We start from the raw sequence: 12,651 nt of genomic DNA, 5'->3' as shown, positions 1-12,651 counted from the left end.
AAAAAATGAGTGACATAATCAAAGATACAAAGTCTAGAATGCAAAAATCAATTGATAACTTATCTCGTGAACTTGCTAACATTAGTGCTGGTAGAGCAAACTCCAATTTACTTAATGGTGTTACAGTTGACTACTATGGTGCACCTACACCAGTGCAACAATTAGCAAGTATCAATGTGCCTGAAGCACGTCTATTAGTTATTTCACCATATGATAAGACATCAGTTGCTGATATTGAAAAAGCAATTATCGCGGCTAATCTTGGGGTTAATCCAACGAGTGATGGTGAGGTTATTCGTATCTCTGTACCAGCTTTAACTGAAGAAAGACGAAAAGAATTAGTTAAAGAAGTTAAAAAAATTGGTGAAGATGCTAAAGTCTCAATTAGAAATATTCGTCGTGATATTAATGATCAGCTTAAAAAAGACGAAAAAAATGGTGACATTACTGAAGACGACTTAAGAAGTCAAACTGATGATGTACAAAAAGCTACAGATAATTCGATTAAAGATATAGATCAATTGGTTGCCGACAAAGAAAAAGATATTATGTCAGTATAGGTATTTTATTATCGCAAACACATTCATATTAGTATATTATCTAAAATGAAACATCTGTCAGACATTGAATATCTTCATAGTCTAAACTGTACCAACTAAGACTTTGGTACAGTTTTTTTATTTGCTTATTCAATGGAATAAATGAGTATGATAAAATGATAGATGATTGTTTAATTAACTAATATTATAAACAGAGACGATCAGGCTCGGAGGAAAGACCATGTTTAAAAAGCTGAAAAATAAAAACAAAACTGAGACAAACCATAATAATGATTTAGACATACATAATATACCTGAACATGTGGCTATTATCATGGATGGAAATGGACGTTGGGCAAAAAAACGTAAAATGCCTAGAATTAAAGGACATTATGAAGGTATGCAAACAATCAAAAAAATTACTCGCGAAGCGAGTGATTTAGGTATTAAGTACTTAACACTATACGCATTTTCAACAGAGAATTGGTCTAGACCTGAAAGTGAAGTTAATTATATTATGAATCTTCCTGTGAATTTCCTTAAAACATTTCTACCAGAATTAATTGAAAAGAATGTTAAAATTGAAACAATAGGGTTTTATGAAGGCTTACCACAATCGACAATTAATGCTATTGATTTTGCTAAAGCTAAAACTCAGAACAATACTGGGTTAACGCTTGTGTTTGCTATAAATTATGGTGGACGAGCTGAGATTATTCAGAGTATGAAAACAATATATAACGAATTACAATTAAACGGACAAGGATCTGATGTGATTGATGAGGCGTTAATAAAACGTCATTTAATGACGCATAGTTATCCAGATCCAGACTTATTAATACGCACTTCAGGAGAACAAAGGATAAGCAATTTCTTAATATGGCAAGCTTCATATAGTGAATTTATTTTTAATGAAAAGCTATGGCCAGATTTTGATGAAATAGAGTTAAGAGAGTGTTTGAAAATATATCAATCACGCCAAAGACGTTTTGGAGGATTAAGTGAGGAGTAAAAAATGAAAGTAAGAACATTAACCGCGATTATAGCTTTATTAATATTCTTGCCTATCTTGCTCAAGGGTGGCTTAATATTAATGCTTTTCGCATTTTTATTAGCTTTGATAGCCTTAAAAGAATTACTTAATATGAATATGATTAAATTTTTATCTATACCTGGTCTGATTAGTGCTTTAGCCCTAATTATTATCATGTTACCTCAAGATGCAGGTGAATGGGTTCAAGTTATCCAACTTAAAGGTTTAATTGCTATGAGTTTCATAGTTTTAAGTTATACAGTGCTATCTAAAAACAGATTTAGTTTTATGGATGCTGCATTTTGTTTGATGTCTGTAGCTTATGTAGGAATTGGTTTCATGTATTTTTATGAGACACGTTCTGAGGGCTTGAGATATATTTTATTTGCATTTTTAATCGTTTGGCTAACAGATACGGGTGCTTATATTTTTGGTCGCCTTATGGGTAAACATAAGTTATGGCCAGTTATTAGCCCTAATAAAACAATTGAAGGTTTCTTTGGTGGTATTTTATGTAGCATTTTAGTACCATTAGTGATGCAAATGTTTGTAGATTTACATATGAATATTTGGCTTTTATTATTAGTCACAATTGTGTTAAGTATGTTTGGTCAATTAGGTGATTTAGTAGAATCTGGGTTTAAACGTCATTTTGGTGTTAAAGATTCGGGACGTATACTACCAGGGCATGGCGGTATATTAGATAGATTTGATAGCTTCATGTTTGTATTACCGCTATTAAATATTTTACTGATACAAACTTAAATTTATGAATTGTAAAATGGAATAGATGTTATAATGAAGGAGTTATTGAGATGTTGATGAGTGGTGAATATCTCTTAACTCCTTTTCAGCACTTATTGATAAATTGTTAAGATACAATAACACAAAATAATATGATATTAAGTATTAACATATTATAATATTTAATATTATCTTCGATTTAATTACTTAGATGATTTTTTAATTAAACATAAATTCATTAGAGGTGTAGAACATGAGCATTTTAATTACGATTATTTCATTTATCATCGTATTTGGTGTCCTCGTAACTGTTCACGAATATGGACACATGTTTTTTGCTAAGCGAGCAGGAATTATGTGTCCTGAATTTGCGATTGGTATGGGCCCTAAAATTTTTAGTTTTCGTAAAGATGAAACATTATATACAATTCGTCTATTACCGGTGGGTGGTTATGTAAGAATGGCTGGTGATGGTCTTGAAGAACCACCAGTTCAACCAGGTATGAACGTAAAAATAAAGTTAAATAACCAAGATGAAATCACACATATAATTCTAGATGATCAACATAAATTTCAACAAATTGAAGCTATAGAAGTTAAGAAATGTGATTTTAAAGATGACCTATATATTGAAGGTATTACTTCTTATGATGACGAAAGGCATCACTTCACTATAGCGAAAAAGGCATTTTTTGTCGAAAATGGAAGCCTTGTCCAAATTGCTCCAAGAGATAGACAGTTTGCACATAAGAAACCATTGCCTAAGTTTTTAACATTGTTTGCAGGTCCATTATTTAATTTTATTTTAGCTTTAGTACTATTTATTGGATTAGCATACTACCAAGGTACGCCAACCAATGTCATAGGAGAAGTTGTGAAGAAGTCTCCGGCTGATGAAGCTGGATTGCACAAAGGTGATAAAATAGTTCAGGTAGGTAATCATAAAATTAAAAATTTTGATGATATCAAACATGTTCTTGACCAAAATAGAACGGCTGAAACAACTGTAAAAATTAAAAGGGATGGCCAAACCAAGTCTGTAGATCTCCAACCTAAAAAAGTAGAAAGAAAGATAACTAAAACTAAAACTCAAACAACTTATCAAATTGGTTTTGCTCCTACTACAGAACACAGCGTTTTTAAACCAATAAGCTACGGTATTTATAACTTTTTCGACAAAGGTAAGCTTATTTTTACAGCTGTTGTTGGTATGTTAGCCAGTATATTTACAGGAGAATTTTCATTTGATATGTTAAATGGCCCTGTTGGTATTTATCACAGTGTTGATTCTGTTGTTAAATCTGGAATTATTAATTTAGTAGGATACACCGCTTTATTAAGTGTTAACTTAGGAATAATGAATTTGTTACCTATTCCAGCGCTTGATGGTGGTCGCATATTATTTGTACTATATGAGGCTATTTTTAGAAAACCAGTGAATAAAAAAGCGGAAACAGGAATTATTGCTGTAGGCGCACTTTTTGTGGTTATTATTATGATTTTAGTCACTTGGAATGATATACAACGGTATTTCTTATAAATAGGGAGGAAAAAGAGAATGAAACAATCTAAAGTATTTATACCAACGATGAGAGAAGTCCCTGCAGAGGCGGAAGCATTAAGCCATCGTTTATTATTAAAAGCAGGGTTAATTAAACAGAGTACAAGTGGTATATATAGTTACTTACCACTAGCTACACGTGTCCTAAATAATATATCTAAAATCATACGTGAAGAAATGGAAAGTATAGATGCTGTAGAAATTCTTATGCCAGCTTTACAACAAGCAAAATTATGGGAAGAATCAGGTCGTTGGAGTGCATATGGTCCAGAACTAATGCGTTTAAAAGACAGAAACGGACGTGAATTTGCATTAGGACCGACTCATGAGGAAGTAGTCACTTCTTTAGTTAGAGATGAATTAAAATCATATAAACAGTTACCCCTTACTTTATTTCAAATTCAATCCAAATATAGAGATGAGAAAAGGCCACGCTTTGGATTATTAAGAGGACGCGAATTTCTTATGAAAGATGCATATTCTTTCCATTCAGATGAAGCTTCATTAGATGCAACTTATCAAGATATGTATCAAGCATATAGTCGCATATTCAAACGTGTAGGCATCAATGCAAGACCGGTTGTGGCAGATTCAGGTGCAATAGGGGGAAGTCATACACACGAGTTTATGGCATTGAGTGAAATTGGGGAAGATACAATAGTTTATAGTAATGAGAGTGACTACGCAGCTAATATTGAAAAGGCCGAAGTTGTTTATCATCCTTCTCATAAGCATTCTGAACTTGCAGAATTGACTAAAGTTGAGACGCCAAATGTTAAAACAGCTCAAGAAGTTGCAGGCTATTTAGAGAGACCATTAGATGAAATTGTAAAAACGATGATTTTTAAAATAGATGGCGAATTTATTATGTTACTAGTTCGTGGACATCATGAATTAAATGAAGTGAAATTAAAAGCATATTTCGGCACGGAACATGTTGAAATGGCTACACAGGATGAAATTGTTAATCTTGTAGGTGCCAATCCGGGGTCTATTGGTCCTATTTTTGAAAAAGATATTAAAATTTATGCCGATAATTACTTACAAGATTTAAATAACTTTGTTGTAGGAGCTAATGAAGATCATTATCACTATATAAATGTCAATATTGGTAGAGACTTTGACGTAACAGAATACGGTGACTTTAGATTCATTACACAAGGTGAGATGTTAAGTGATGGCTCGGGAGTAGCACAATTTGCTGAAGGCATTGAAGTAGGACAAGTTTTCAAATTAGGAACAAAATATTCTGAATCAATGAATGCAACTTTTCTAGATAATCAGGGAAAAGCACAACCACTCATTATGGGGTGTTATGGTATTGGAGTATCAAGAACATTAAGTGCAATTGTTGAACAAAACAATGACGAGAATGGAATTATTTGGCCAAAATCAGTAACGCCTTTCGATATCCATCTAATCACTATCAATCCTAAAAAGGAAGATCAACGTACTTTAGGTGATCAACTTTATCAAAAATTAATGGATTCATACGATGTTTTATATGATGACCGAAAAGAACGTGCTGGTGTTAAATTTAATGATTCAGACCTAATAGGGTTACCGGTACGAGTTGTTGTTGGTAAAAGAGCTGAAGAAGGTATTGTTGAGGTAAAACAACGCTTTAACGGTTTAAGCGAAGAAGTGCAAATTGATGAATTAGAGACTTACTTACAAGATTTATTTAAGAATATTAAGTAAGTTGTAATATAATTGTTGATAGTTAAATTGATATTAATAAAGAGCAGGAAAGATGATGAAACATAATCTTAAATCTAACCTGCTCTTCTTTATTGTATTACTTACTATTTGTTTTTCATGAAAATACGTCCAATCAGTAGTATAATATGAAACGAATTTATTAAGTAACTTTATGAACAGTTGTAATATATCCAATGATGTTTAATAGTTTTAAATTTAGTATTAATTAAGGTGGTTATTATTTTGGCAATGACAAATCGAGAAAAGTTTAAAGTGCTTGCCGATCAAATAAAAATATCAAATCAACTAGAACAAGATATTCTTGAACAAGGTGAACTCACGCGTATAGATGTTTCAAATAAAAACAGAACATGGACTTTCCAAATATCACTCCCACATTTTTTATCTCATGAAGATTATCTTCTTTTTACACATGCAATTGAAGAAGAATTTAAAGAAATAGCTACAGTAGCAATTGATTTTTCAATTAAAGATACCAACAATCAAGATGAGTTTGCTTTAAAATATTTCGGACATTGTATTGATCAAACACGATTGTCGCCAAAAGTGAAAGGTCAATTGAAACAAAAAAAACTCATTATGAGTGGAAATGTTTTAAAAGTCTTAGTTTCAAATGACATTGAGAGAAATCATTTTGATAAGGCATGTAATGGTAGTTTGATTAAAGCATTTAGACAGTGTGGCTTTGAAATTGATAAAGTCGTTTTTGAAACAGATACAACAAATCACGATGATGACCTTGCATCTTTAGAAGCACATATTCAACAAGAAGATGAACAAAGTGCAAGAGAAGCAACTGAAAAATTAGAAAAAATGAAAGCAGAAAAAGCGAAACAACAAGATAATAATGAAAGTACAGTGGAAAAATGTCAGATTGGAAAACCAATTCAGATTGAAAATATAAAACCAATTGAATCAATTATTGAAGAAGAATTCAAAGTAGCTATTGAGGGTGTTATATTTGATATTAACCTAAAAGAACTTAAGAGTGGACGTCATATAGTTGAGCTTAAAGTTACTGATTACACAGATTCACTTGTATTAAAAATGTTTACAAGAAAAAATAAAGATGACTTGGAGCACTTTAAGGCACTTAGTGTTGGTAAATGGGTTAGAGCTCAAGGTCGTATTGAAGAAGATACTTTTGTTAGAGATCTTGTCATGATGATGTCAGATATTGAAGAAATTAAAAAGACACCTAAACAAGATAAAGCAGAAAATAAGCGTGTAGAGTTTCATTTACATACGTCTATGAGTCAAATGGATGGTATTCCTAATATTAGTGCATATGTTGAACAAGCTGCTAAATGGGGACACCAAGCCTTAGCAGTAACAGATCACAATGTAGTACAAGCCTTTCCCGATGCACACAATGCTGCGGAAAAGTACGGTATTAAGATGATTTATGGTATGGAAGGTATGCTAGTAGACGATGGTGTTCCTATAGCTTATAAACCAACAGACCGTAATTTAAAAGATGCAACATATGTGGTGTTTGACGTAGAGACAACAGGTCTTTCTAATCAATATGATAAAATTATTGAATTAGCTGCAGTAAAAGTGCATAACGGTGAAATTATAGATAAGTTTGAACGTTTTAGTAATCCACACGAAAGATTATCTGAAACCATTATCAATCTTACACATATCACGGATGATATGTTAACTGATGCTCCTGAAATTGAAGAAGTGTTAACTGAATTTAAAGAGTGGGTTGGAGATGCGATATTTGTAGCTCATAATGCTTCATTTGATATGGGATTTATTGACACAGGGTATGAAAGGTTAGGCTTTGGACCTTCTACAAACGGTGTCATTGATACACTTGAGCTATCACGTACAATTAATACCGAATATGGGAAACATGGTTTAAATTTCCTTGCCAAAAAATATGGTGTCGAATTAACGCAACACCATAGAGCGATTTATGATACAGAAGCAACAGCTTATATTTTTATAAAAATGGTTCAACAAATGAAAGAACTAGGTGTGAACAACCATCTAGAAATTAATAAAAAATTAACTAATGAAGATGCATATAAAAGAGCTCGTCCATCCCACGTTACACTCATTGTTCAAAATCAAGAAGGTCTTAAAAATTTATTTAAAATAGTCAGTGCTTCATTAGTTAAGTATTATTACCGTACGCCAAGAATTCCACGTTCTCTTTTAAATGAGTATCGAGAAGGACTCTTAATTGGCACAGCGTGTGATGAGGGTGAATTATTCACAGCAGTAATGCAGAAGGATCAGTCGGAAGTAGAAAAAATAGCAAAGTTCTATGATTTTATAGAAGTTCAACCGCCGGCACTTTATCAAGATTTAATGGATAGAGAATTAATACGAGATAATGAAACGTTAACACAAATTTACAAGCGATTAATAGAGGCTGGTAAAAGCGCTAATATCCCAGTGATTGCTACTGGTAATGCACATTATCTATATGAGCATGATGCTATAGCCAGAAAAATTTTAATTGCATCCCAACCAGGGAATCCATTAAATCGTTCAACATTACCAGAAGCTCACTTTAGAACCACTGATGAAATGTTAGATGATTTTCACTTCTTAGGTGAAGAAAAAGCATATGAAATCGTTGTAACAAATACAAATGAGCTCGCTAATAAAATTGAAAAAGTGGTACCTATAAAAGATAAACTATTTACGCCAAGAATGGATGGGGCTAATGAAGAAATTCGTGAGTTGAGTTATTCTAATGCGAAAAAACTATATGGTGAAGATCTACCACAAATTGTTATAGACCGCCTTGAAAAAGAATTAGATAGTATTATTGGTAATGGCTTTTCTGTTATTTATCTCATATCTCAACGTTTGGTGAAAAAATCGCTAGATGATGGTTATTTAGTTGGATCGCGTGGTTCGGTAGGTTCTAGTTTCGTAGCAACAATGACCGAAATTACAGAAGTTAATCCGCTTCCACCACATTACATTTGTTTACATTGTAAGACAAGTGAGTTCTTTGATGATGGTTCGGTTGGATCTGGATTCGATTTACCAGATAAAAAATGTCCCACTTGTGGTAATGAATTAATTAAAGAAGGGCAAGATATCCCCTTTGAGACATTCCTTGGATTTAAAGGAGATAAAGTTCCAGATATTGACTTGAACTTTAGTGGTGAATACCAACCTAACGCGCATAATTACACAAAAGTATTGTTTGGTGAAGATAAAGTATTTCGTGCTGGAACAATAGGTACTGTTGCTGAAAAAACAGCTTTTGGTTTCGTTAAAGGTTACTTAAATGATCAAGGTATTCACAAACGTGGTGCTGAAATTGATCGGTTGGTTAAAGGTTGTACAGGGGTTAAACGTACGACTGGTCAACATCCTGGGGGAATTATTGTTGTACCGGATTACATGGATATTTATGATTTTACTCCGATTCAATTTCCAGCAGACGACCAAAGTGCAGCGTGGATGACAACCCATTTCGACTTCCATTCAATACACGATAATGTCTTAAAATTAGATATATTAGGACATGATGATCCAACGATGATTCGTATGTTACAAGACTTATCAGGAATTGACCCGAAAACTATACCAGTAGATGATAAAGAAACAATGCAAATATTTAGTGGCCCTGAGAGTTTAGGTGTTACAGAAGACGAAATATTATGTAAGACAGGTACATTTGGTGTGCCAGAATTTGGTACTGGATTTGTACGTCAAATGCTTGAAGATACTAAGCCAACGACATTCTCAGAATTAGTTCAAATTTCAGGTTTATCTCACGGAACGGACGTTTGGTTAGGTAATGCTCAAGAGTTAATTCGTCAAGGGATATGTGATTTATCTAGTGTGATAGGCTGTCGTGATGATATCATGGTATATCTAATGTATGCTGGACTTGAACCGTCAATGGCTTTTAAAACGATGGAATTTGTACGTAAAGGTCGCGGTTTAACAGATGAAATGGTTGAAGCGATGAAGGAGAATAACGTACCAGATTGGTATTTAGATTCTTGTCGTAAAATTAAATATATGTTCCCTAAAGCTCATGCTGCAGCTTATGTACTAATGGCTGTAAGAATTGCATACTTTAAAGTACATCATCCACTATATTATTATGCAGCATATTTTACTATAAGAGCTTCCGATTTTGATCTTATAACGATGATTAAAGATAAAACGAGTATTCGTAATACAGTTAAAGATATGTATTCACGATATATGGATTTAGGAAAAAAAGAGAAAGATGTATTAACTGTATTAGAAATAATGAATGAAATGGCGCATCGAGGTTTTCGATTGCAACCGATTAGTTTAGAAAAAAGTCAGGCTTTTGATTTCATTATTGAAGGGGATACATTGATTCCTCCATTCATTTCAGTGCCAGGACTTGGAGAAAACGTTGCGCAAAGAATTGTTGAAGCGAGAGAAGAGGGACCATTTTTATCAAAAGAAGATTTAAATAAAAAAGCCGGCTTATCTCAAAAGGTTATTGACTATTTAGACGAATTAGGCTCATTGCCAGATTTACCTGACAAGGCACAATTGTCGATATTTGATATGTAAGCATTTCTTATTAATAAATTGATATCATATACGTTCAATCATCTTTATTAGTAAACCTATATCAGTTTGTTTACTTATTAGACTTGTGATATACTAAATATGCGTAAAAAATGATTAACTCAGGCAGAAGAGTGGGCATAAACCCGCTCTTTTCTATTTGCCAAAAAAGGAGGCCTGTATGAGTAAAATTACTGAACAAGTTGAACCATTGATTCAACCAGTTTTAAATGATTTGGACTTTGAATTAGTAGACATTGAGTATGTTAAAGAAGGTAAAGACCATTTTTTAAGGATTTCTATTGATAAAGAAGGTGGCGTAGATCTTAATGATTGCACTTTAGCTTCAGAAAAAATTAGTGAAGTTATGGATGAAAATGATCCAATACCTGAAATGTATTATCTTGATGTTGCATCGCCAGGGGCAGAAAGACCAATAAAAAAAGAAAAAGATTTTTATAATGCTATCAATCAGCCCATTTTTGTATCTCTTTATGCACCAATTGAAGGAGATAAAGAATGGTTAGGTATTTTAAAATCTGTAAATGATGAATCAATTAATATGGAAGTTAAAGAAAAGGCAAAAACAAAAGAAATTGAAATTCCAAGGAATAAAATCGCAAAAGCACGTCACGCTGTAATGATTTAACGTGATGAGGAGGAAAAAAACGTGTCAAGTAATGAATTATTATTAGCTACTGAATATTTAGAAAAGGAAAAGAAAATTCCTAGAGAAGTTTTAATTGATGCAATTGAAGCAGCTTTAATTACTGCGTACAAGAAAAACTATGATAGTGCTAGAAATGTAAGAGTTGAATTAAATATGGACGAAGGTTCATTTAGAGTGATTGCACGTAAAGAAGTCGTTGAAGAAGTGTTTGATGATAGAGATGAAGTTGATTTAAGTACTGCTTTAGTCAAAAATCCTGCCTATGAAGTAGGAGATATTTATGAACAAGATGTTACACCGAAGGACTTCGGACGTGTAGGAGCTCAAGCAGCTAAGCAAGCTGTGATGCAACGACTTAGAGACGCAGAAAGAGAAATTCTATATGATGAATTTATCGATAAAGAAGAAGATATTCTAACAGGTGTGATTGACCGTGTAGACCATCGCTATGTATATGTGAATTTAGGAAGAATTGAAGCTGTGCTGTCAGAAGCTGAAAGAAGTCCTAATGAGAAATATATTCCTAATGAACGTATCAAGGTATATGTAAATAAAGTTGAACAGACTACAAAAGGTCCACAAATTTATGTATCAAGAAGTCATCCTGGATTATTAAAACGTTTATTCGAACAAGAAGTTCCAGAAATTTATGATGGTACTGTTATTGTTAAATCAGTAGCGCGTGAAGCTGGAGATCGTTCTAAAATTAGCGTGTATTCTGATAATCCTGATATAGATGCTGTTGGAGCATGTGTAGGTTCTAAAGGAGCACGAGTAGAAGCGGTTGTTGAAGAACTTGGTGGCGAAAAAATAGATATCGTCCAATGGGATGAAGATCCGAAAGTATTTGTTCGTAATGCTTTAAGTCCATCACAAGTTTTAGAAGTAATTGTTGATGAAGAGAATCAATCAACTGTAGTGGTAGTTCCTGATTACCAATTATCCTTAGCTATAGGTAAACGAGGACAAAACGCACGTTTAGCTGCTAAATTAACAAGTTGGAAGATAGATATTAAATCAGAATCTGATGCCCGAGAAGCTGGAATTTATCCTGTTATTGAAACAGAAGAAGTTGCAGATGAAATTGTTAATTCAGGTGACGAAGATGTTGAGTTTGATAATGTTAACTTAGAAGAGACAAACTTAACTAGTACAGAATTAACTGCTGAAACTGATGAAGAAAAAACAGCTAAAACAGAAGAAGATAATGACACAGAATCATAGGTTGGAGTGATAAATTAATGAGAAAGAAAAAAATTCCAATGAGAAAATGTATTATATCTAATGAAATGCGTCCCAAAAAAGATATGATTCGAGTGGTTATTAACAAAGAAGGCGAAATCTTTGCAGATGCGACAGGAAAAAAACAAGGGCGCGGTGCATATGTGTCTAAAGATGTAGCTTTAGTTGAAAAGGCTCAACAAAGAGAAGTTTTAGAAAAATATTTTAACGCTACTAAAGATACACTTGATCCTGTTTATAAAGAAATAATAAGACTGATTTATAGAGAAGAGATTCCAAAATAATGACTAAAATGAAAATTTTTAATTTACTTGGTTTAGCTATGAGAGCTGGTAAAATCAAAAGCGGTGAATCGGTCATATTAAACGAGCTTAAAAAGAAGCAAATAAAACTTGTTATATTAGCTAGCGATGCATCTAGTAATACTCTAAAACAGATGAATAATAAATGTAATAGTTACCAAGTGCCATTAAGAGTGTTTGGTACTAGAAATGAATTAGGGTTAGCAATAGGTAAAAGCGATAGAGTTAATATTGGTATAACAGATAATGGTTTTGCAAAAAAATTGTTATCAATGATAGATGAATATGGTAAGGAGTGATTA

General features: G+C 32.9%; 10 protein-coding genes. All 10 read left to right on the top strand.

The window, feature by feature from the left end; translation table 11 throughout:
- The first annotated feature begins 5 nt into the window (after window positions 1-5).
- The 10 genes from frr (at window position 6) to HMPREF2663_RS06320 (ending at window position 12,648) form a co-directional block, all read left to right on the top strand.
- Window positions 6-560, top strand: coding sequence for a ribosome recycling factor (frr, locus tag HMPREF2663_RS06365; RefSeq protein ID WP_002446292.1), 555 nt, complete (start codon window positions 6-8; stop codon window positions 558-560).
- Between the two features lie 220 nt (window positions 561-780).
- Window positions 781-1,551: an isoprenyl transferase gene (locus tag HMPREF2663_RS06360; RefSeq protein ID WP_070846055.1), complete on the top strand. Its 771-nt coding sequence runs from the start codon at window positions 781-783 to the stop codon at window positions 1,549-1,551.
- Window positions 1,552-1,554: 3 nt separating this feature from the next.
- Window positions 1,555-2,337 (top strand): phosphatidate cytidylyltransferase, encoded by a 783-nt coding sequence (locus HMPREF2663_RS06355; RefSeq protein ID WP_001829499.1) that lies wholly within the window; start codon window positions 1,555-1,557, stop codon window positions 2,335-2,337.
- Between the two features lie 232 nt (window positions 2,338-2,569).
- Window positions 2,570-3,856: an RIP metalloprotease RseP gene (gene rseP, locus HMPREF2663_RS06350; RefSeq protein ID WP_002457364.1), complete on the top strand. Its 1,287-nt coding sequence runs from the start codon at window positions 2,570-2,572 to the stop codon at window positions 3,854-3,856.
- A gap of 18 nt (window positions 3,857-3,874) precedes the next feature.
- Window positions 3,875-5,578, top strand: coding sequence for a proline--tRNA ligase (locus HMPREF2663_RS06345; protein WP_070846053.1), 1,704 nt, complete (start codon window positions 3,875-3,877; stop codon window positions 5,576-5,578).
- 249 nt (window positions 5,579-5,827) lie between these two features.
- Window positions 5,828-10,138: a PolC-type DNA polymerase III gene (locus HMPREF2663_RS06340; protein ID WP_141762231.1), complete on the top strand. Its 4,311-nt coding sequence runs from the start codon at window positions 5,828-5,830 to the stop codon at window positions 10,136-10,138.
- Between the two features lie 178 nt (window positions 10,139-10,316).
- The gene (gene rimP / locus HMPREF2663_RS06335) at window positions 10,317-10,784 is read left to right on the top strand and encodes a ribosome maturation factor RimP (protein ID WP_002489918.1); all 468 of its coding nucleotides are present in this window, start codon (window positions 10,317-10,319) and stop codon (window positions 10,782-10,784) included.
- A 21-nt stretch (window positions 10,785-10,805) separates the two neighbouring features.
- On the top strand, window positions 10,806-12,029 hold the full coding sequence (nusA, locus tag HMPREF2663_RS06330; protein ID WP_002476040.1) for a transcription termination factor NusA: 1,224 nt from the start codon (window positions 10,806-10,808) through the stop codon (window positions 12,027-12,029).
- 17 nt (window positions 12,030-12,046) lie between these two features.
- Complete coding sequence (rnpM, locus tag HMPREF2663_RS06325) at window positions 12,047-12,331, top strand: RNase P modulator RnpM (protein ID WP_001829465.1); 285 nt, start codon at window positions 12,047-12,049, stop codon at window positions 12,329-12,331.
- Window positions 12,331-12,648, top strand: a complete 318-nt coding sequence (locus tag HMPREF2663_RS06320; protein WP_002489957.1) for a YlxQ family RNA-binding protein — start codon at window positions 12,331-12,333, stop codon at window positions 12,646-12,648. Before rnpM ends, HMPREF2663_RS06320 begins: the two co-directional genes overlap by 1 nt.
- The last annotated feature ends 3 nt before the right edge of the window (window positions 12,649-12,651 follow it).

Origin of the sequence: Staphylococcus sp. HMSC077D08 (genome assembly GCF_001837945.1) — a bacterium.
Classification (GTDB): domain Bacteria; phylum Bacillota; class Bacilli; order Staphylococcales; family Staphylococcaceae; genus Staphylococcus; species Staphylococcus epidermidis.
This window is presented reverse-complemented; position numbering and strand designations above follow the sequence as displayed.